Source organism: Loktanella sp. S4079 (assembly GCF_000967725.1).
Classification (GTDB): domain Bacteria; phylum Pseudomonadota; class Alphaproteobacteria; order Rhodobacterales; family Rhodobacteraceae; genus Yoonia.
Genome location: NZ_JXYE01000002.1, coordinates 1,261,640 through 1,281,726, shown reverse-complemented (window position 1 = coordinate 1,281,726; position 20,087 = coordinate 1,261,640). Strand labels below are relative to the sequence as shown.

Genomic DNA, 20,087 nt, shown 5'->3' with positions numbered 1-20,087 from the left:
CCTAAATATTGCAGATATTTTGTAGGCTAACCCATTCGCTGTCCGTCAAAATGGCGGGCAGCGTTTCATTTTGTAGTGGGTCGTTGCCGAGGTCAGGCATATTGCCCGTCGTTTCGTCAAGAAGCGCCAGATAGGGGGCTTGCGGAATTTGCGCAGCGGACAGGGCCGCGCGCAACTTTACCCGTCCCGGAATGCTGACGGCACCTTCGGCCATTTGCTGCGCGTTTTGTTGCAATACCTCCGAAGGGATATCACCCGTTGTCAGCAACCGAAACGTGACACCCAGCCCGGCGGATGTAAGCACGCTTTCAAGCGGGTCATCTTCGCCAATTTTTGCGCGGCTCGCGACGATAAATCCTGCGATGGCGGCCGGGTCTTGGGCGCGTTGCAAAAGCGCATAATCGACCAAGATCAGTCGACCCGGTATCGCAATGGCACCTTGGGGTAGGTTTGGGACAACGACGATCTTTGTACGGGTTTCAGCGCCAAACAGGCGCTTGGCCAATTGGGTGGCAGCAGCATTCGCACGCGGTTCGCGGCAAGGGGCCCCCGTCGTGGCCTGCATATGCCCAAGGATTGTCGCGCCGATTTCTGTTCTTTTTGAGGCGGGGACAACGGATAGTGTTTGCCGTGTCAATGCGCCGGGCAACCAAAAAACCGCCAGCCCAAGCGCCAATGCAGTCAATCCAGCTGTTGTTAAATGCCGCAGCTTGCCGGGTTTTGGCTTGGCTTTGTCCAGCGCTTTTTGGATTTCGCCAATGGCGTCGATCATCAGCTCATCCGCGATTTCGACGGTTTCATCGGCATCGTCGCCGGGGGCATAGATCGCTGGGGTTTCACCGGGGTTGGTGCGCAAAATCGCAGGAAGCGACCAATGCGTCAGCGGGCGTCCAGCACCATCTGTGATCACCAGCGTGGCATTGCCAAAGGATACGACAACGTCGCGCCGTTGTGCGTCGCTATCAGCGCGCCACAAACCATCGCATTCCAGCCGCTCATATTTATCAAGTGCTGTCATTGCCCCAACTGCCCTTTTTGATCAACAATATCGCGGAGCGACGGTATTGTCATGTCGGTATTCAACGATGGGCAGGCATCTACCGGTTGGCGTGGTGCACCCCGCAATTGCGAGATGCACCGATCTGTTTAGGCCGCTTTTTCAGCCGCAAAGCGTTTGTAGAATTCCTGGCCTTTTTCCGCCATTTCCCGCAGCAGGGCAGGGGTGGTGAAACGTGGGCCGAATTCTGCCGTTAGCTGGTCACAACGTTCTGCCGCATAGGGCGCGCCGATGATGTCGAGCCAGCTGAACGGGCCACCGGACCAAGGCGCAAAGCCCCAGCCAAGGATCGCACCAACGTCACCTTCGCGGATGTCTTCCAGCACGCCTTCTTCGAGTGCGCGCACCGCCTCGAGCACCTGCGCAAACATCAGACGGTGCTGCACGGTGTGCAGATCAGGCTGATCATCGACGACAGGGTACTGCGCGGCCAAACCTTCCCACAGGCCAGTCCGTTTGCCTTTTTCATCATAGCCGTAGAAACCAGCGTTGGACTTACGGCCCAGACGTTCTTGGTCGAACATCCAGAACAGGACCTCGTCTACTTCGCCATCTGGGTATGCATCGCCCATCGCGGCCTTTGTCGCCTTGGCAATTTTCACGCCCAGATCAACGGATGTTTCATCAACCAACTGAAGCGGACCAAGCGGCATGCCCAGCAGTTTCGCAGCATTTTCGATAAGGGCAGGTTCAACACCTTCCTTCACCATACGGATGCCTTCGTTGATGTATGGAATGATGCAGCGGTTCGCATAGAAGAACCGTTCGTCATTCACAACGATAGGCGTCTTACGGATCTGGCGCACATAGTCGAGCGCCTTGGCCACAGCTACGTCACCTGTTTCTTTGCCTTTGATGATCTCGACCAGCAGCATTTTATCGACAGGGCTAAAGAAGTGGATGCCGATGAATTTCTCGGCGTCGTTCGATGCCTTGGCCAGTTCTGTGATTGGCAGGGTCGATGTGTTTGTCGCAAAGATGCAGTCAGGGCCAACCACGGCCTGAACCTTTTTGGTGACTTCAGCTTTGACGCCCACGTCTTCGAACACGGCTTCAACGATCAGGTCGCAACCTTCCAGCGCGGCATAATCTATTGTCGCGTTGATCAGGCCAAGCACGGCTTCTTTTTTCTCGGGCGTCGCTTTCTTGCGGGAAATCCCCTTGTCCATATAGGCCGTGGTATAGGATTTGCCTTTGTCAGCGGCCTCTTGCGTACTGTCGATCAGGACAACCTGAATGCCAGCCAAGGCTGACACCAGCGCGATACCAGCACCCATCATGCCTGCGCCGATCACGCCGACTTTTTTGACTTTTTGATCGGGGGCTTCGGGGCGGTTTGCACCTTTTTCCAAGGCCTCTTTGTTGATGAACAGGCTGCGGATCATGGCAGAGGACGATGGGTTCATCAGGATGTTGGTGAACCAACGTGCCTCGATTTTCAGCGCGGTGTCGAATGGCACCAATGCGCCTTCGTAGACGGCGGATAGCAGGGCCTTGGCCGCAGGGAATGCGCCTTGGGTCTTGCCGTTGACCATCGCGGACGCGCCAACAAAAGTCATGAAGCCAGCAGGGTGGTACGGCGCACCGCCCGGCATTTTGTAGCCCTTTTCATCCCATGGTTTCACGAATTTCGGCTCGGAAAGAACCCATTCTTTTGCAGCGGCGAGCGGGTCTTCAACAACCTCGTCGATCAGACCAGCAGCTTTGGCTTTCTTTGGATCGCTCAGCTTGCCTTCCAATAGGAACGGCGATGCTGCCATAGCGCCCATTTTGCGTGTCAGGCGCGTGGTGCCGCCCATGCCAGGGAAGATGCCGACCATGATTTCTGGCAGGCCAATTTTAGCCTTTGGGTTATCGGCACAGAAAATCCGGTGACACGCCAGTGGGATTTCCAAACCAATGCCCAACGCGGTGCCGGGCAGGGCGGCTGCGATTGGTTTACCACCTTTGTTGGTCTTTGGGTCCATGCCCGCGCGTTCGATTTTGCGCAGGATGGCATGTGCGCCCATCAGCCCGTCGAACAGACCCTTGGCGGGGTTGTCGCCCGCGCTTTCTTTCATCTTGGCGATGACGTTCAGGTCCATTCCGCCGGCAAAGCTGCCTTCTTTGCCCGAGGTGATCACGATGCCTTTGACCGCATCGTCGGCCAAAGCGTCATCAACCAAGGCTTCCAGATCAGGCCATGCTTCCATGGACATGACGTTCATGGATTTACTAACGGTATCCCAAGTGACTACTGCGACGCCATCAGCGCCTTTTTCCATAGTAAAGTCAGTCATAATTCGGACCCCTTACACGCGTTCAATGATTGTGGCTGCACCCATGCCGGATGCGATGCAAAGTGTGGCGAGGCCAGTGGATTTCCCGGTGCGTTCCAGTTCGTCCAACAAAGTGCCGATGATGATCGCGCCTGTTGCGCCCAGCGGGTGGCCCATGGCGATCGAACCGCCGTTGACGTTGACCTTGCTGTCGTCAACATCAAACGCCTGCATGAAACGCAGAACAACGGATGCAAACGCCTCGTTTACTTCGAACAGATCGATGTCCGAAATCGCCATGCCACTGTCTTTGAGAATTTTCTCGGTCACGGGCACTGGACCGGTCAGCATGATGGTCGGGTCTGTGCCGATTTTTGCAGTGGCACGGATCACAGCGCGGGGTTTGATCCCCATTGCTTCGCCGTATTCCTTGGAACCGATCAGAACGCCAGCAGCGCCGTCCACGATACCAGAAGAGTTACCGGCGTGGTGGATGTGGTTGATCCGCTCAAGGTGGGGGTATTTCATCAGCGCGACTTTATCAAAGCCGGGCATGACCTCGCCCATCTGCTGGAACGCAGGATTCAGGCCACCCAGTGACTGCATGTCTGTGCCGGGGCGCATGTATTCGTCATGATCCAGAATAGGAAGCCCGTTCACGTCAGTCACAGGCACGATGGATTTGGCAAAACGGTTGTCTTCCCAAGCGGCTGCTGCGCGCTTTTGACTTTCCATGGCAAGCTGGTCGGCCATTTCGCGGGTGAACCCGTATTCGGTGGCGATGATATCGGCCGAAATCCCTTGGGGGACGAAATAGGTATCCATCGCGATGGATGGATCAACAGCAATCGCAGCACCATCAGAGCCCATAGCGACGCGGCCCATCATTTCGACACCGCCTGCGATGTACGCGGACCCTGCGCCGCCTTTGACTTGGTTTGCTGCAAGGTTCACGGCTTCCATGCCGGATGCACAGAAACGGTTGATCGCAAGGCCGGGGATCGACTGGTCAAGGTCTGAAGCCAAAACCGCAGTACGCGCAAGGCAACCGCCCTGTTCGCCAACTTGGGTGACATTCCCCCAGATCACGTCCTCCACGGCGTGGCCTTCAAGGTTGTTACGCTCTTTGAGCGCATTGAGAACGCCAGCCGACAAACGTGCAGAGTTCACCTCGTGCAGGCTGCCGTCCTTGCGGCCCTTACCGCGCGGGGTGCGCACGGCGTCATAGATATAGGCTTCGGTCATGGTTTCCTCCGGTTTACGCAGTCGCTGAAAAGGCGCGCTGCATCAGTTCATAGGGTGGTTTCCAACCGGGCTGCGCTGCAATAGCGTCAAGCCAGCGGTCGATGTTTGGATAATCTTTACGATCAAATGTGAAGGGCTCTGGGTAATACAGGTAACTGGCGCAGCTAAGATCAGCGATGGTGATCTCATCACCGGCCATCCAGGCCTGTTCCTCAAGGTGTTTTTCGACAGTTTTGAGCGCTGTTTTCAGACGCCCCGCCAGAAATGCGATCACATCTGCGCTGCGCTTTTCTTCGGGTAAAAAATTCATCTGGAACCGCAACATGCCTGCAAAGCTTGACAGTTTATGGTTGTCAAAAAACATCCAGCGTAGCACTTCGCGACGCTCGTCCGCAGAACGGCCTGCGAGCTTACCAGTTTTTGAGCTAAGATAATCAAGGATCACGCCAGATTGGGTCAGCGTCAGATCGCCGTCTTCCAAGACAGGGGCTTCGCCCATGATGTTCAGTTCACGGTATTCTGGGCTGCGTGATGCACCTTTGAAAAAATCGATGAAAACAGGCTCCCAATCTAGCCCCATCATTTCAAGGGCCATGGCTACCATGTAAGAATGGCCGCTTTCGCCAAAACAGTGTAATTTCATCGTCATATCTTCCCCCTCTACGCCCTATTGGGCCTGTTTTCGTCACGCGTTTACGGCGACGAATGCTCTTGCCGGGAAATCCGGCAAGAGCGGTCAGTCACAGGTTAGAAGTTCGCAGCGTCCAGTGCCATCACAGTGTCGGCACCGGAGTTGATACGGGCGAGGTGCGTGGCTGTCGCCGGCAATTGACGCGCCATGTAGTATTTGCCAGTAGCGATTTTTGTCTCATAGAACGTCTTGTCAGACGCGCCACCTTCGAGTGCTTCCATCGCGGCCTTGGCCATTTTTGCCCACATCAAACCAAAGCAAACGTGGCCCATCATGTGCATAAAGTCATAGGATCCAGCGAGTGCATGGTTCGGGTTTTTCATGCCGTTTTGCATGAAATACATGCCCGCAGCCTGCAGGTCTTTTGACGCGGCTTTCAGCGGCTCGAGGAAGTCTGCTTTGAGTGCTTCGTTGTCGCTGTTTTCTTTGATGAAGGTTTTGACCATTTCAAAGAATGCCATGACATGTTTGCCACCGTCTTGGGCGAGCTTACGGCCAACCAGATCAAGTGCTTGGACGCCATTTGCGCCTTCGTAGATCATCGCGATACGCGCGTCGCGGGCGTATTGGGACATGCCCCATTCTTCGATGTAGCCGTGACCGCCATAGACCTGTTGTGCGGCGACAGCGAATTCGAAACCCTTATCAGTTTGGAAACCTTTGATCACCGGGGTCATCAAAGACACGAGACCATCTGCATCTTTGTCTTCGTTGCGGTGCGCGCGGTCGATGAGGTTGGCCCCCCAGAGCGTAAAGGCGCGTGCACCTTCGACAAAAGATTTTTGATCCATCAGGTTGCGGCGAATATCGGGGTGCACGATCAGCGGATCAGCCGGGCCGTCAGGGTTTTCTGCGCCAGTTACCGCGCGGCCTTGCAGGCGGTCGTTGGCATAGGCGACAGCGTTCTGGTAGGCCGATTCCGCTTGTGCGTAGCCTTGCAGGCCAACACCGACGCGCGCTTCGTTCATCATTGTGAACATCGCGCGCATACCTTTGTGCTCTGTGCCGAGCAGGTAGCCTGTTGCTTCGTCGTAGTTCATCACACAGGTCGAGTTTCCGTGGATTCCCATTTTTTCTTCGATCTTACCGACGGAAACACCGTTGCGCTCGCCTAGCGAACCATCGTCGTTCACGATGAATTTGGGCACGATAAACAGTGACACACCTTTGATCCCATCAGGGCCGCCCGGGATTTTCGCCAGAACAAGGTGGATGATGTTGTCTGCCAGATCGTGGTCACCGGCCGAGATAAAGATTTTTTGACCCGATACTTTATATGTACCGTCGTCTTGCGGGACCGCTTTGGTCCGCATCAGGCCCAGATCGGTGCCGCAGTGTGGTTCGGTCAGGTTCATTGTTCCTGTCCATTCACATGAGACCATTTTGGGTAGGTATTTCGCCTTTTGGTCGTCAGAGCCATGCGCGTGGATTGCAGAATATGCACCGTGGGTTAGGCCTTGGTACATGTTGAATGCCATGTTTGCCGAGACGAATGGCTCTTGGGCGGCACTGTTCATGACGTAAGGTAGACCCTGACCACCGTATTCTGGATCACAGTCCATGGCGGTCCAGCCGCCTTCTTTCATTTGTTCAAAGGCCTCTTTGAAACCTTTGGGGGTGCGGACGACACCGTTTTCGAGTGTGCAGCCCTCGGTGTCGCCGACCACGTTTAGCGGATGCAGAACTTCGGTTGCGACTTTACCTGCTTCTTCCAGAACCGCACCGGTGAAGTCCCGGTCGAGGTCTTCGTAGCCAGCGATGTCTTGTTCGCTGACCTTCAAAAGATCATGCAGCACAAATTGCAGATCTTTGGTGGGCGCGTTGTAAATAGGCATGGTCGTCTCTCTCCCTAAGTCCTGTATCAATGCGGCGGTTTATGCCGCGTCTGTTTTCCGCAGGCCCAGTTCAGCAAGCTTTGCTGATCCCCAGGCCATTTGTTCTTGCAGTTCGCTGATTGCTTCTTCCAGCTCGGCCTTTTGAGCCTGCATTTCGGCAAGGTGGCGTTCTGCGGTTTCGTAGGTTTTGGACAGCTGGGCCTCTTGGCCGTCGTCCATATGATATAGATCCAAAAGCTGCCGAATCTCTTCGAGGCTGAACCCAAATCGTTTGCCGCGCAGAATCAGCTTGAGCCGCGCGCGGTCACGTTTTGAGAACAGGCGTTTTTGTCCTTCGCGGACAGGAAACAGCAGTTCTTTTGATTCATAAAAGCGAAGCGTACGTGGTGTTACGTCAAAGGCGTCGCACATTTCGCGGATGTTCATCATTTCAGTCGTCATTACTCGTTCCTTGGTGCTCATCAATCTGATTAGCACTTGCGGATTTGAGATACAGCCTACAAGCAAAGGTGACGTTAACGTAAACGGAACGTCGCGTCATTTTAAAGCTGACGAAAGGTAAAGAAAGATGACGCTAGGGAAGGCGAAATTTTATAAGAGGGAGGAATTGCGCTATCTTCCCCCTTAGGGCGATTCAGCCCAAAGTTTTGGCGGTTGAGTCGCGCAATTCTGCGAGTTCGTTCATCGTTTCTTCGAGCTGCTTTTTCTGTTCAACAAGTTCGGCCATTTGCCGATCTGCAAGAGATATCCATTCGCGCATTTGGGCTTCGGTGCCTTCGTGTTCATAGATCAGCAGCCATTGCCGGATATCTTCTAAAGAAAAGCCAAACCGACGCCCCCGCAGGATGAGCGTCATGCGGGCAAGCTCCTTGGGGCCATAAAAACGCGATCGACCTTCTTTTTCGGGTGAGAGTAATTCGATGTATTCATAGTAGCGCAATGTGCGTGGCGTCACATCGAATTCTGCGCACATCTCTTTGAATGAAAGGCGTTTAACAGTCATCGCAATCTCCCTACACCTAGCGTAACGGTTGTTTTGCGGGCGGGCAACGGGGTCTGTCGCGTAAGTTTGCGGATCGGTACTTGCAGTTCAGGCGTTGTCGTTCACAATCGCGCTGACCTAGCAAAACTTGAGGCAAGGAAGAAAAATGGCGCAGAATGCCACTGTCGATCGGACAAGGATTGCCCGACAATTTATTGAAGCCATCCCCCATTCACGCGCGTTGGGGATGAAGCTGACCGAGGTCGGTGAAGGAAAAGCCGAGATTACAATGCCTTATGATTCGCGCCTGATCGGGGACCCGGATACTGGGGTCATCCATGGTGGTGCAGTATCGGCGCTGATGGATACCTGTAGTGGTGCCGCGGTGATGGCACATCCTGCGGCGCCGATTGCAACAGCGACACTGGATTTGCGGATTGATTACATGCGTGCGGCAAAACCGGGTGATCAATTAACCACCCGCGCAGAGTGTTATCACGTAACCCGAACCGTTGCATTTGTTCGTGCGACGGCCTTTGACGCGGATTTTGATCGCCCAGTCGCAACCGCAACGGGTGCATTCACTATTCAAAGGGCAGGACAATGAAGCGACCAGAGCCAGTTCAAATCGTTAAGCAGCGCCGTGATGCAGCGTTGCAAAAATTGGTATCGCGCGTGCCCTATATTCAATTCTTGGGTATTCAGATTGACCGACGCGGTGATGAACTCACGGGGGTCTTGCCCTATGATGATATGCTGATCGGCAATCCGGCATTGCCAGCGCTGCACGGTGGGGTGACTGCTGCTTTCCTTGAGGTTACTGCAATCATGGAGCTGAGTTGGTCCACGATGTGGGAAGATATGGAAGCCGGGCATGTCTCTGATGATGAAACACCGATTGTCTTACCTAAAACCATCGACTTCACCGTTGATTACTTGCGGTCGGGATTGCCGCGTGACGCCTACGCGCGTGCGCGGGTGAACCGATCAGGCAGGCGCTATGCATCCGTCCACGTCGAAGCATGGCAAGACAACCGTACCCGATTGTTCGCACAAGCGACCGGGCATTTTTTGATGCCGCAGCCCAATGAGTGATCTCACGCACCGTCGTGTCCTAACCATCGCTGTACCGATTGTTCTGTCCAATGCGACTGTCCCGATCTTGGGCGTGGTGGACACTGGTGTCGTTGGTCAAATCGGCGAAGCTGCACCCATCGGCGGTGTTGGCATCGGCGCGATCATATTGACGATGATCTATTGGATCTTTGGCTTTTTACGCATGGGGACCTCTGGGCTGACCGCCCAAGCAAGCGGGGCAAAAGATACTGCCGAGGTCTCAGCATTGTTGGTCCGATCACTGATTATCGGGCTCACTGCGGGTATCGTCATCATCGCTTTGCAAAGCCTGCTATTCGCGGGCGCATTCCGACTGTCGCCTGCCACACCTGCGGTCGAAGGTTTTGCCCGCGACTATATGGCGATCCGTATCTGGTCTGCCCCGGCGATGATTGCACTTTATGGTGTTACGGGCTGGCTCATCGGGCAGGGGCGCACTGGGGCTGTCTTTGCCATTCAATTGCTGATGAACGGGATCAACATCGTTTTGGATCTGGTCTTTGTGCTTGGATTTGATTGGGGTGTCCAAGGTGTCGCCTGGGCGACGTTTATCGCGGAATGGACTGGGGTGTCGCTGGGGGTATGGCTCTGTCGTGACGTGTTTGCTGTACCTGCATGGCGGGACTGGCCACGCGTTTTAGATCGTGCGCGGCTGATCAACATGGCGGCCGTGAACACGGATATCATGATCCGGTCAGTACTCTTGCAGGCGATTTTCGTCAGTTTTCTATTCTTTGGTGCGCGTTTCGGCGAAGTCCAACTCGCTGCTAATCATATCCTGCTGCAATTTCTGAGTGTAACGGGATACGCCATGGATGGTTTTGCCGTCGCTGCCGAGGCGCTTGTCGGGAATGCGATGGGGGCACGATCACGCGCGGCACTGCGGCGTAGCGCATTGTTGTCTAGCTTTTGGGGTGGAGTGACTTGTGTCTTGCTCGCCGTTGTTTTCGCGGTTTTCGGTACAACAATTGTCGCGATCATGGCCAAGAATATCCCCGTCCAAGAGGCCGCCGCGATCTTTCTGCCTTACATGGTGGCCGCGCCCATATTGGGGGCTGCTGCATGGATGTTGGACGGTATCTTTATCGGTGCAACGCGCACCAAGGACATGCGCAATATGATGGTGGTTTCTGCCGTCATCTACTTTGCGATGGTCATTCCGCTTAGCCAGTTCTACGGCAATCACGGTTTATGGATCGCGTTTTTGCTTAGCTTCGTGGTGCGCGGGGTGACGCTCGCTTGGAAGTACCCCGCGCTAGAACGCGCCTCAGAGCCAGTCGCTGCGCCCGCTGCCAACAGCCTCTGAAATATTTGCAAATCCATCACGTGCGAGCAGCGCATCAAGCCCGCGCGTGATTTCATCCACCAAAGAAATCCCGCCAAAGACCAGCGCCGTGTATAGCTGCACGACCGACGCACCTGCACGGATTTTCTCGTAGGCTTGCTCAGCATTGCTGACGCCACCCACACCAATGATCGGCAGTTCCGTCATGGTCGAAAGCTTTGCCAATGTACGGGTGGATTTTTCAAACAGGGGCTGACCCGAAAGCCCGCCTTTCTCTGCTGCATGTGGCCCGTGAAGGCCAATGCGATCCAGCGTCGTATTCGTTGCCACAACCGCTGAAATCCCGGAACTGTTCGCGACCTCGGCAATCTCTGCTAGCTCTTCTTCGGTCAAATCCGGCGCGATCTTGAGGAACACAGGAATCGGCTTGGCTAGCTTTTCGCGCGCCCCCATCACCCCAGCCAAAAGCGCCGATAGCGCGGCCTTGCCTTGCAGGTCACGCAGTTTTTCGGTGTTGGGTGACGACACGTTCACGGTGGCGAAATCAACGTGCGGGCCGCAATGGGTCAGCACCGTTGCAAAGTCAGCGGCGCGATCGGTGCTGTCCTTGTTTGCGCCAAGGTTTAGGCCAAGAACGCGGTCGTTGGGGCGCTGGGCAAGTCGGGTGCCGATGGCCTCCATCCCGTCGTTGTTAAACCCAAATCGGTTGATGGCCGCTTGGTCCTTTGTCAGGCGGAAAAGACGTGGCTTGGGGTTGCCCGGTTGCGGTCGCGGTGTTGCTGCACCCACCTCAAGAAACCCAAAGCCAGTGCGCGCCAGCGCATTGAGCGCGGTCGCATTCTTGTCGAAGCCAGCGGCAAGCCCGACAGGGTTTGGCAAAGACAAACCGGCAAAATCAGTCCGTAAGCGATCCGATGTAAACGGGCCACCTCGTGGACCAAGCCCGGTGTTCAACGCCCTAAGCGCCAAACCATGTGCGGTTTCAGAATCAATGCGTTGCAGCGCGGCCAGTCCCGCCTTTTCAAGAAACTTCATGTCAGATCCGGAAATTTATGTGCACCGTCAACATAAGGAAGCGGTGCATCCCACAAGACGTCTTCTATCCGCAAATTACGGTACAAATGCGGAAACAGGACACCAGCGCGTGCAGGCTCCCATTTGAGCGGCTCTAGATTTTCGGATTCAAGCGCGAGCAAGACAAGCCCCTCAACCCCGTCGAAATACTTTGCCGCTGTTTCAGCGACTGTCGCGGCGGTGGAAAAATGGATGTACCCGTCGGTCACATCAATCGGTGCACCTTGGGTTTCGCCATTGGCTTGCAGGTCGGCCCATTCATCGGCACGGAAGATTTTGTATATCAGCATAGCGTTGTCATGGAGGTTGCACACAAATTGGTCAAGGAGCGGATAGCAGCCAAGATACGAGCGCCCTTAACGTAGGGGCAGGCGCGTGATCGCGGCGAAGCTATTTGACTCTGTACTGGGGCGTTGCCAAGCTACGCCCATTCCAACTTGGGGACTGAAACAATGATTTCACGTATTTTAACATCCACATGTGCGCTTGCGCTGTCTGCGGGGGCCGCTGCGGCCGATTATTCGCTGACAATTCTGCACACAAATGACTTCCACGCGCGGTTTGAGCCAATCAGCAAATATGACAGCGGGTGTTCTGCCGAAGATAACGCTGCGGGCGAATGCTTTGGTGGTACAGCGCGTCTGGTGACAGCGATTGCTGATGCGCGTGCGCGTTCAAACAACAGCATTCTTGTTGACGGCGGCGACCAGTTCCAAGGCACGTTGTTCTACACCTACTACAAAGGTGCGATGGCCGCGGAATTCATGAACAAGCTTGGCTACGATGCGATGACAGTGGGTAACCACGAATTCGACGACGGCCCAGAGGTTCTGCGCGGGTTTATGGATTCGGTCGAATTCCCCGTGTTGATGTCAAACGCGGACGTATCTGGCGAACCCCTGTTGGCAGATGTTCTGATGAAGTCCACTGTGATCGAGCAGGGCGGCGAACAGATCGGCCTGATCGGTCTGACACCACAAGACACAGATGAGCTGGCAAGCCCGGGCGACAACATCGTCTTTACGGATCCATCCGAGGCTGTTCAGGGCGAAGTTGATAAGCTGACCGAAGCCGGCGTGAACAAGATCATCGTTCTGTCACACTCTGGTTACGTTGTGGACCAGCAGGTTGCTGCAAACACGACTGGCGTTGACGTGATCGTTGGTGGTCACTCGAACACGTTGCTGGGCGACATGGACGGCGCTGCTGGTTCTTATCCAACGATGGTTGGTGATACGGCCATCGTGCAGGCCTACGCCTATGGTAAATTCCTGGGCGAGCTGAACGTGACCTTTGATGACGCGGGCGTAGTGACCGAAGCATCTGGTGCACCATTGCTGATCGATGGCCAAGTTGCCGAAGATGCGGAAACTGTTGCGCGTATCTCTGAACTGGCGCAGCCGCTCGAGGAAATCCGGAACAAAGTTGTTGCCGTTGCAGCATCAGCGATCGAAGGAAACCGCGACGTTTGCCGGGCAATGGAATGTTCAGGTGGTAACCTGATTGCAGACGCAATGCTTGACCGCGTTGCGGATCAGGGCATCCAGATTGCGATTGCGAACTCTGGTGGTATCCGTGCCAGCATCGACGAAGGCGATGTCACAATGGGTGAAGTGCTGACCGTGCTGCCATTCCAGAACACGCTGTCCACATTCTTTGTCAGTGGCGAGACTGTTGTTGCCGCGCTTGAAAATGGTGTGAGCCAAATCGAAGAAGGGGCAGGGCGCTTCCCACAAGTTGCAGGTATCACCTTTACAGTTGATCCCGCAGCCGAAGCAGGCAGCCGCGTGTCTGATGTCATGGTTGGTGGCGAAGCCATTGATCTGACTGCGACATATGGTCTGGTTTCCAACAACTACGTACGCAATGGCGGTGACGGCTATGGCATGTTCAAAGACGCAGCCGACGCCTATGACTTTGGTCCTGACCTTGCGGATGTGACAGCCGAATATCTGGCGGAAAATGCGCCATATGCGCCATACACAGATGGTCGTATCGCGATGAAATAAGGCTTTACTGCCTGATTAGATTGCGCGCCGTGGCTAAGCTGCGGCGCGTTTTTTATGGGGATAATCAAATTTCTAGAAATTTGATCGCCCGTCCGCGCAAAATTCTGCACAGAAATGCCAGTGGTCGCTTGACCCTTTGGGATTAGTACAATAATTCGATCCTACAGCGCGCGGGCGTTGTGTAATGGTAAGACCTCAGCCTTCCAAGCTGATGATACGGGTTCGATTCCCGTCGCCCGCTCCACTCTCTTCATACATATTTGTCGCTTGCTTATACGAATGGTTGCCTTGTGAAACCATGCGGTCGGTTTTATGTCTTTTGGCAAGCAATGAGATGAGACTAAGATGGCCCGACCCCCAAAAGTTGTTGAAGAACGCGCCCCCGGTAAACGCATTAGCGCGCTCAAGGCGTTATGGCCGTTTTTAAAGCCCTATCGGCTCAATATCATTGGTGCAGGGCTGGCGTTGATCTTTACCGCGACTGTGTCGCTGATCCTGCCAATTGCGGCGCGTCTGATCGTCGATAATTTCAGCGCCACAGATGGTGCGATTCTGTCTGAACACTTCAACACGATGCTGACCTTTGCCGGGTTGCTCGCGCTGGGTACTGCGGTGCGGTACTATCTGGTGACCCGATTGGGGGAACGGATTGTTGCGGATATTCGCAAAGCAGTGTTCGGCCGGATGATCAGCATGAGCCCGGCATTTTATGAACGTGTCATGACGGGCGAAGTTCTCAGCCGGATTACGACCGACACCACATTGATTCTCTCTGTTGTGGGTAGCTCTGCCTCGATTGCCTTGCGTAACATCCTGATCTTTATGGGCGGTGTTGTCTTGATGCTTTTGACCTCTGTCAAAATGAGCATCATGGTGCTTTGGCCGATCCCAGTCGTGCTGTTCCCGATGATGATTTTGGGACGCCGCGTGCGCAGCCTTTCAAAAGAAAATCAAGACCTGATCGCCGAATCGAGCGGTGGCGCATCCGAGCAGCTTTTGTCAGCGCAGACTGTGCAGGCCTTTACCAACGAAGATCGCAGTCGCGCCAAGTTTAACGAAGTCACCGAGCAAAGCTATCGTTCTGCGCGACGCCGGATTCTGACGCGGGCGTTTTTGACGGCGCTGGTGATCTTTATGGTGTTTTCAGCGATTGTACTGTTCCTGCAGATGGGTTCCCAAGACGTCCGCACAGGGGAAACCACCGAAGGTGGGCTGGTTCAGTTTATGATCTACACGATCATGGTCGGCGGCGCAGTTGCTGCCTTGTCCGAGGTCTGGGGTGAATTGCAGCGCGCCGCTGGCGCGACAGAGCGCTTGGTCGAACTATTGACGATGGAAGACACGGTTCAGGACCCTGAGCAACCTGCCTCTGTCACTGCCCCAGTCACGGGTGCCTTGCAGTTTGATGATGTGCATTTCAGCTATCCGTCGCGTTCTGACATCCCAGCGCTGCATGGGGTAAATTTAGATATTCAGCCGGGTGAAACTGTTGCGCTTGTTGGTCCCTCTGGGGCCGGGAAGAGCACGATGATCCATCTTGTACAACGGTTCTACGACCCGCAAATTGGCGCGGTGCGGCTGGATGGCCAAGACTTGCGCGATATGGAGCGGACTGAGTTCCGCAAACACATCGCGCTTGTGCCGCAAGATCCGGTGATCTTTGCGGATACGGCGCGCGAAAATATTCGTTTCGGTCGGCCTAACGCTACAGACGCAGAGGTCGAAGAGGCCGCCAAAGCCGCCGCTGCACATGATTTCTTGTCGGCGCTTCCTGACGGTTATGACAGCTATGTGGGCGAACGCGGTGTGATGCTCTCTGGGGGGCAAAAACAGCGGATCGCCATCGCGCGCGCTATCTTGCGCGATGCGCCAGTGCTCTTGTTGGATGAAGCCACAAGCGCGCTTGACGCCGAAAGCGAACACGCTGTCCAAGTCGCTGTTGAGGAATTGGCCAAGACCCGCACAACTTTGATTGTCGCGCACCGTTTGGCCACAGTCAAAAAGGCAGATCGTATTGTTGTCTTTGAAGAAGGTGCGATCGTCGCTCAGGGCACACATGACAGTTTGGTGGCGCAGGGCGGACTTTACGCGCGGCTGGCAAAGTTGCAGTTTACAGATGGGGTTGCGGCGGAATAGTCCGAAAATTTCGTAGCGTCAGACTTGCGAAAGAAAGCTATTTTGCCCACGCTGTACCCTAACACAAAGACTGCGTTTTAAATGCGCGGCAAATCACCAGGGGAGGAGAACCGGCATGGCGTATGCAACTGTCGCGGATCGAAATGCGATCGAGAACGAAAAGCCGTGGGATCAGCGCGAGCTACCCACGACAACTTACGAAATGCTTAGCCAGACCGCGGCAAAACACGGGTCACGCAATGCTGTAACCTATAGTCTGCTGTCCGACCCTGCGTCGAAATGCGAAACCCTATCGTGGAATGAACTGCGCGAGCGTACCGCCCAAACCGCGAACCTGTTCCGCTCATTGGGGGTCGGTGAAAACGATGTCGTGGCTTTCTTGCTACCCAATGCGACCGAGACAATTCTGACTTATCTGGGCGGCCAAGTCGCCGGGATTGTTAACCCGATTAACCCATTGCTCGAGGCGGAACAGATTTCAGCTATCTTGCGTGAAACCAATGCAAAGGTTCTGGTCACGCTGAAGGCGTTCCCAAAAACGGATGTCGCACAAAAGGCCGCCGAGGCAGTTCGTTTCGCGCCAAATGTCAAAACCGTGCTTGAAGTTGATCTGCTGCGTTATTTGACCGGCATTAAGCGCCTGATCGTTCCGCTGATCCGTCCCAAGAACCCAACCAATCACGACGCACGTGTTTTGGATTTCAACGCTGAAGTCGCCAAGCAACCCAAAGAGCTGGCATTCGCAGATAGCACGACCGATCGTGTCGCGGCCTATTTCCATACAGGTGGCACCACGGGCATGCCCAAGGTCGTTCAGCATAGCTATTCTGGCATCGTTTATAACGCTTGGCTTGGTTCGCGCCTGCTGTTCACTGAAAAAGATGTGCAGATTTGCCCGCTCCCACTATTCCACGTCTTTGCGACCATCGTCTCACTTGGGGCGTCGCTGGGCTCAGGGGCCGAGGTCGTCTTCCCAACACCACAAGGTTACCGGGGCGAGGGGGTTTTCGACAACTTCTGGAAGCTGATCGAAAAGCACAAAGTTACCTTTATGATCACTGTTCCTACGGCGATGTCGGCTCTCATGCAGCGCAAGGTGGATGCGGATATCTCAACACTGCGGTTGGCATTCTGCGGATCGGCTCCGTTGCCGCTTGAGCTATACAAACGATTTGAGGCGGCTGCCGGCGTAACCATCTGCGAAGGTTACGGCCTGACCGAGGCAACCTGTCTGGTTGCGATCAACCCGCCAGAGGGCGAGAAACGTGTCGGTTCAATCGGGATTCCATTCCCCTACACCGACGTCAAAATCATGTCCGTCGCGACAGGTGAACAAGTTGGTGTCGATGAAATCGGCGAAATCTGCGTCAGCAGCCCGGGCGTCTCGGATGGCAAGACCTATACCGAAGCCGATAAAAACGCGGATCTCTATTATGGCGGCGACAAATCTGATACCCAATACTTGCGAACAGGCGATTTGGGGCGGATTGATCCTGATGGCTACTTGTGGATCACGGGTCGCGCCAAGGATTTGATTATTCGCGGCGGTCACAATATCGATCCAGCCGAAATCGAAGAAGCGCTCGCCGGTCACGAGGCCGTCGCCTTTGCCGGGGCGATTGGTCAACCAGATGCACATGCTGGTGAAATCCCCTGTGCCTATGTTGAGCTCGTCGACGGTGCGGCCATTTCAACCGATGAACTGATCGCCTTTGCCAAAGAGCATATCCACGAACGCGCCGCCTATCCAAAGTATCTTGAGATATTGGACGAGCTGCCCAAAACCGCAGTGGGTAAAATCTTTAAGCCCGATCTACGGAAACGTGCGATTACCCGCATCTATAACGAAGCCCTCGAGGGTATCGGCGCCGAGGTCCGTGAAGTGACCGAAGATAAGAAACGCGGTTTGGTCGCCCATATTGCAAAAACCGGCGATGTAGACGATCAAGAGATCATTAAAGCATTGGGCGCATATACAATCGCTTGGGAGGTCGTCGACTAAGCAAGCGCCCCAAACAAAGGGACGTTTATCATGGCAAAGCTCGCGTTTTTGGGTCTAGGGGTTATGGGCTATCCCATGGCTGGGCATCTTCAGGCGGCGGGCCATGAGGTCACGGTGTACAACCGGACGATCGCAAAAGCCGAAAATTGGGTGTCCGCTCATGGCGGGCATCTCGCCCAAACACCGCGAGAGGCGGCGCGTGGTGCAGATATGGTCATGGCCTGTGTCGGAAACGACGACGATCTGCGCTCTGTTTGCCTGGGCGACGATGGTGCCTTTGCAGGTATGTCTGCGGGCACCATTTTTGTTGACCACACAACTGTTTCTGCTGCTGTGACACGTGAACTCTACGCGGCCGCGGCCAATCAGCAGATCGGCCTCGTTGATGCACCAGTTTCAGGCGGCCAAGCAGGTGCAGAGAACGGTGTCCTATCCGTGATGTGTGGCGGCGATGCTGATCATTATGCTGCCGCTGAAACCGTGATCAAAGCATACGCACGAATCTGCCGCCGGATCGGTGAAAGCGGGGCAGGGCAGTTGACCAAGATGTGCAATCAAATTGCAATTGCGGGATTGGTTCAGGGCCTGTCCGAGTCGCTCCACTTTGCGCAAATGGCAGGTCTGGATGGGCGTGCTGTGGTCGAAGTCATCAGCCAGGGGGCTGCAGGAAGTTGGCAAATGTCCAACCGCTATGAGACCATGCTCGACGATAAGTTCGACCACGGTTTTGCCGTGGATTGGATGCGCAAAGACCTTGGTATCTGTCTATCAACCGCCGACGAAAATGGCGCGAGCCTACCTGTCACCGCGCTCGTCGATCAGTTCTACAAGGACGTGCAAAAACAAGGCGGCGGCCGCTGGGATACCTCATCACTGATCAAACGGCTGCAAAACGAAGGATAGTAGCGGTTCACTCTACAGTGGTTCGGGCAAAGCCCTGCGAAGAACCGCTTAGAGTAAATTTCTGCAAACGAATGCCAATAGCGTAGCCGCGTAGGTAGCTGGCAGCGATGAGGTCGTTGTTTGGCTCGGCTATGTCGAGGGCTCAGAACCGTCGGTCCATGCCTAGGTGATGAAAGGTAAGATAGGCTGGCGCTGCCTTGGTGGTGCCAGGTGATCCGCAGGCGCTGCGCGACAAGATAGCACACGCAGAGAATATGGTTTCAAACTATTCGTCGGAAATGTTGGCGCAGTTACCCTCCACCGAGCCATTGACCGGTGCTCGAATGCAGTTTCTAGCTGATGGAAGAATTAGGGTCGTTGAGGCGATGCGTCAACGCTCGCTGACTATGGTCGAAGTTGGTTCAGATCAGAACTATTTAGCTATACATTTGGCGCTCCTATTCGGTTTGCACAAACATTTTGAACAGGTTTCGTCGCCGGTTCCGGGTTTGTTGCTAGTCGACCAGATAAGCCGCCCATACTATCCAAAGGATGAAAGAGCTGAAGATGAGCGTGATCTTCCTAAGCAATGGCTACGACCATTGGCTGTGGGACGATAATGCTGCACCCTATGGAACACAGACTTGTCGATCTGGTTTCAATAAAACACCATGAGATTCGTTCTTTTTGTGTAACTTTAGCTACGCGCTGCAATCAATTGACGCGTGCGATCTCCCAACCTACGCTTGTTGAATTGAGCGAGAAAAACCCGGACTCATTGTGAACGTGCAAAACAAATTGCTTTGAGTTCATCTAACATTCCATCAAACATGATCTTACTTTCAATCCCGAGTATATTATACTTTTTAATATTGACTATGATTGCAAAACAAAGACTAAATTCCCTCTTTGTCATTCCTTGCAGCCTACGGTTACTTTTAATCGCAAGGTTCAGCGTTGTGCTAATTAATGGCACTTCGAGATAGCGCTCTCGACCCTCAATAAGAGCCTCAAGAATGAGTGGTAGCAGTTTTTGAAACCATTTTGGTTTGAGGAAAAAAACCGCATCAAAGCTACTCAGCATTAGCTCTACTTTGCCGTCGATGGCATCGTCACCCAGTAATTGCCAGACGGCATATTCACTGCTTTGATTTGACGTTGGTCGCTCAAACAATTCCTCCGTTTTGTTTGGGCGAGTGCACTGTACGGATTTCCACTCTTCAAGCAGATCTCTTACTTCATATGTTGCCATGTTAATTACCTAGAAGGTCCAAACGTGCCTTGTATGTATTTGTTACAGTCATAGACATGGCGCGTTGCTTCCCACATGGCCTCACGATGCCCGCTATCCTTAGTCCGCGCACCAGTCATTGACGAGCAAAAATGAACCAAACAAAGTTTGCAACCGCGACGAATGGCCGGTCAGAGCCAACTTTGACGAATTTCTGTGCCACAGCTAAAGTCTACTTTTTGGAAACAGGAAAACTCAGCGCCGACACAATGGCCCTATTCAGG

18 protein-coding genes and 1 tRNA gene are annotated in these 20,087 nt (G+C 54.3%); 9 read left to right on the top strand and 10 right to left on the bottom strand.

All coding sequences use genetic code 11. The annotated features are described in order from the left end of the window. Position 1 precedes the first annotated feature (1 nt). The 7 genes from TW80_RS07530 to TW80_RS07500 all read right to left on the bottom strand — a co-directional run bounded on the left by TW80_RS07530 (position 2) and on the right by TW80_RS07500 (position 8,089). On the bottom strand, positions 2-1,018 hold the full coding sequence (locus tag TW80_RS07530; RefSeq protein WP_045996629.1) for a hypothetical protein: 1,017 nt from the start codon (positions 1,016-1,018) through the stop codon (positions 2-4). A gap of 128 nt (positions 1,019-1,146) precedes the next feature. Beyond that, positions 1,147-3,336 carry a 3-hydroxyacyl-CoA dehydrogenase NAD-binding domain-containing protein gene (locus tag TW80_RS07525; protein ID WP_045996628.1) on the bottom strand — a complete coding sequence of 730 codons (2,190 nt, stop codon included), beginning with the start codon at positions 3,334-3,336 and terminating at the stop codon, positions 1,147-1,149. 12 nt (positions 3,337-3,348) lie between these two features. Then, positions 3,349-4,560, bottom strand: a complete 1,212-nt coding sequence (locus TW80_RS07520) for an acetyl-CoA C-acetyltransferase (protein WP_045996627.1) — start codon at positions 4,558-4,560, stop codon at positions 3,349-3,351. Positions 4,561-4,573: 13 nt separating this feature from the next. Next, positions 4,574-5,209 carry a glutathione S-transferase family protein gene (locus TW80_RS07515; protein ID WP_045996626.1) on the bottom strand — a complete coding sequence of 212 codons (636 nt, stop codon included), beginning with the start codon at positions 5,207-5,209 and terminating at the stop codon, positions 4,574-4,576. A gap of 98 nt (positions 5,210-5,307) precedes the next feature. Next, a complete protein-coding gene (locus TW80_RS07510) occupies positions 5,308-7,086 on the bottom strand; it encodes an acyl-CoA dehydrogenase C-terminal domain-containing protein (protein ID WP_045996625.1) in 1,779 nt (592 codons plus the stop codon). A 39-nt stretch (positions 7,087-7,125) separates the two neighbouring features. Then, complete coding sequence (locus TW80_RS07505) at positions 7,126-7,527, bottom strand: MerR family transcriptional regulator (RefSeq protein ID WP_045996624.1); 402 nt, start codon at positions 7,525-7,527, stop codon at positions 7,126-7,128. A gap of 193 nt (positions 7,528-7,720) precedes the next feature. Continuing rightward, positions 7,721-8,089, bottom strand: coding sequence for a MerR family transcriptional regulator (locus TW80_RS07500; RefSeq protein WP_045996623.1), 369 nt, complete (start codon positions 8,087-8,089; stop codon positions 7,721-7,723). Positions 8,090-8,234: 145 nt separating this feature from the next. On the opposite strand from TW80_RS07500, the gene TW80_RS07495 reads away from it, so the two are divergent. Genes TW80_RS07495 through TW80_RS07485 form a run of 3 tightly spaced genes read left to right on the top strand, consistent with a single transcriptional unit; the run spans position 8,235 to position 10,490 of the window. After that, positions 8,235-8,675, top strand: a complete 441-nt coding sequence (locus TW80_RS07495) for a PaaI family thioesterase (protein ID WP_045996622.1) — start codon at positions 8,235-8,237, stop codon at positions 8,673-8,675. After that, positions 8,672-9,163: a PaaI family thioesterase gene (locus TW80_RS07490; RefSeq protein WP_045996621.1), complete on the top strand. Its 492-nt coding sequence runs from the start codon at positions 8,672-8,674 to the stop codon at positions 9,161-9,163. Before TW80_RS07495 ends, TW80_RS07490 begins: the two co-directional genes overlap by 4 nt. Further along, positions 9,156-10,490 (top strand): MATE family efflux transporter, encoded by a 1,335-nt coding sequence (locus tag TW80_RS07485; RefSeq protein WP_045996620.1) that lies wholly within the window; start codon positions 9,156-9,158, stop codon positions 10,488-10,490. Before TW80_RS07490 ends, TW80_RS07485 begins: the two co-directional genes overlap by 8 nt. Here the strand turns inward: TW80_RS07485 and TW80_RS07480 are convergent. Together TW80_RS07480 and TW80_RS07475 are read right to left on the bottom strand one after the other, a co-directional pair. Next, positions 10,452-11,504, bottom strand: coding sequence for a quinone-dependent dihydroorotate dehydrogenase (locus tag TW80_RS07480; protein ID WP_045996619.1), 1,053 nt, complete (start codon positions 11,502-11,504; stop codon positions 10,452-10,454). The genes TW80_RS07485 and TW80_RS07480 overlap by 39 nt on opposite strands. Continuing rightward, on the bottom strand, positions 11,501-11,833 hold the full coding sequence (locus tag TW80_RS07475; protein WP_045996618.1) for a DUF952 domain-containing protein: 333 nt from the start codon (positions 11,831-11,833) through the stop codon (positions 11,501-11,503). Before TW80_RS07475 ends, TW80_RS07480 begins: the two co-directional genes overlap by 4 nt. 162 nt (positions 11,834-11,995) lie before the next feature. Here TW80_RS07475 and TW80_RS07470 point away from each other — a divergent pair, with 162 nt between their 5' ends. The 6 genes from TW80_RS07470 to TW80_RS07445 all read left to right on the top strand — a co-directional run bounded on the left by TW80_RS07470 (position 11,996) and on the right by TW80_RS07445 (position 19,192). Continuing rightward, positions 11,996-13,552: a bifunctional metallophosphatase/5'-nucleotidase gene (locus TW80_RS07470; RefSeq protein WP_045996617.1), complete on the top strand. Its 1,557-nt coding sequence runs from the start codon at positions 11,996-11,998 to the stop codon at positions 13,550-13,552. A 170-nt stretch (positions 13,553-13,722) separates the two neighbouring features. Further along, positions 13,723-13,796 (top strand) — tRNA-Gly (locus TW80_RS07465). A 101-nt stretch (positions 13,797-13,897) separates the two neighbouring features. Then, positions 13,898-15,688: an ATP-binding cassette domain-containing protein gene (locus tag TW80_RS07460; protein WP_045996616.1), complete on the top strand. Its 1,791-nt coding sequence runs from the start codon at positions 13,898-13,900 to the stop codon at positions 15,686-15,688. A 115-nt stretch (positions 15,689-15,803) separates the two neighbouring features. Further along, complete coding sequence (locus TW80_RS07455) at positions 15,804-17,690, top strand: acyl-CoA synthetase (protein ID WP_045996615.1); 1,887 nt, start codon at positions 15,804-15,806, stop codon at positions 17,688-17,690. A gap of 30 nt (positions 17,691-17,720) precedes the next feature. After that, entirely contained in the window at positions 17,721-18,593 is an 873-nt protein-coding gene (locus tag TW80_RS07450) for an NAD(P)-dependent oxidoreductase (RefSeq protein WP_045996614.1), read from the top strand. Between the two features lie 200 nt (positions 18,594-18,793). Next, positions 18,794-19,192, top strand: a complete 399-nt coding sequence (locus TW80_RS07445) for a DUF3732 domain-containing protein (RefSeq protein ID WP_239450516.1) — start codon at positions 18,794-18,796, stop codon at positions 19,190-19,192. Positions 19,193-19,347: 155 nt separating this feature from the next. Here TW80_RS07445 and TW80_RS07440 read toward each other — a convergent pair whose 3' ends face one another. After that, positions 19,348-19,824, bottom strand: coding sequence for a hypothetical protein (locus tag TW80_RS07440; protein WP_045996612.1), 477 nt, complete (start codon positions 19,822-19,824; stop codon positions 19,348-19,350). Positions 19,825-20,087 lie beyond the last annotated feature (263 nt).

Coding starts and splice junctions, on each gene's coding strand:
- TW80_RS07470 (WP_045996617.1), top strand. CDS start 11,996: ATGATTTCACGTATTTTAACATCCACATGTGCGCTTGCGCTGTCTGCG.
- TW80_RS07490 (WP_045996621.1), top strand. CDS start 8,672: ATGAAGCGACCAGAGCCAGTTCAAATCGTTAAGCAGCGCCGTGATGCA.
- TW80_RS07455 (WP_045996615.1), top strand. CDS start 15,804: ATGGCGTATGCAACTGTCGCGGATCGAAATGCGATCGAGAACGAAAAG.
- TW80_RS07520 (WP_045996627.1), bottom strand. CDS start 4,560: ATGACCGAAGCCTATATCTATGACGCCGTGCGCACCCCGCGCGGTAAG.
- TW80_RS07510 (WP_045996625.1), bottom strand. CDS start 7,086: ATGCCTATTTACAACGCGCCCACCAAAGATCTGCAATTTGTGCTGCAT.
- TW80_RS07525 (WP_045996628.1), bottom strand. CDS start 3,336: ATGACTGACTTTACTATGGAAAAAGGCGCTGATGGCGTCGCAGTAGTC.
- TW80_RS07495 (WP_045996622.1), top strand. CDS start 8,235: ATGGCGCAGAATGCCACTGTCGATCGGACAAGGATTGCCCGACAATTT.
- TW80_RS07475 (WP_045996618.1), bottom strand. CDS start 11,833: ATGCTGATATACAAAATCTTCCGTGCCGATGAATGGGCCGACCTGCAA.
- TW80_RS07450 (WP_045996614.1), top strand. CDS start 17,721: ATGGCAAAGCTCGCGTTTTTGGGTCTAGGGGTTATGGGCTATCCCATG.
- TW80_RS07460 (WP_045996616.1), top strand. CDS start 13,898: ATGGCCCGACCCCCAAAAGTTGTTGAAGAACGCGCCCCCGGTAAACGC.
- TW80_RS07485 (WP_045996620.1), top strand. CDS start 9,156: ATGAGTGATCTCACGCACCGTCGTGTCCTAACCATCGCTGTACCGATT.
- TW80_RS07500 (WP_045996623.1), bottom strand. CDS start 8,089: ATGACTGTTAAACGCCTTTCATTCAAAGAGATGTGCGCAGAATTCGAT.
- TW80_RS07440 (WP_045996612.1), bottom strand. CDS start 19,824: ATGGCAACATATGAAGTAAGAGATCTGCTTGAAGAGTGGAAATCCGTA.
- TW80_RS07530 (WP_045996629.1), bottom strand. CDS start 1,018: ATGACAGCACTTGATAAATATGAGCGGCTGGAATGCGATGGTTTGTGG.
- TW80_RS07515 (WP_045996626.1), bottom strand. CDS start 5,209: ATGACGATGAAATTACACTGTTTTGGCGAAAGCGGCCATTCTTACATG.
- TW80_RS07505 (WP_045996624.1), bottom strand. CDS start 7,527: ATGACGACTGAAATGATGAACATCCGCGAAATGTGCGACGCCTTTGAC.
- TW80_RS07480 (WP_045996619.1), bottom strand. CDS start 11,504: ATGAAGTTTCTTGAAAAGGCGGGACTGGCCGCGCTGCAACGCATTGAT.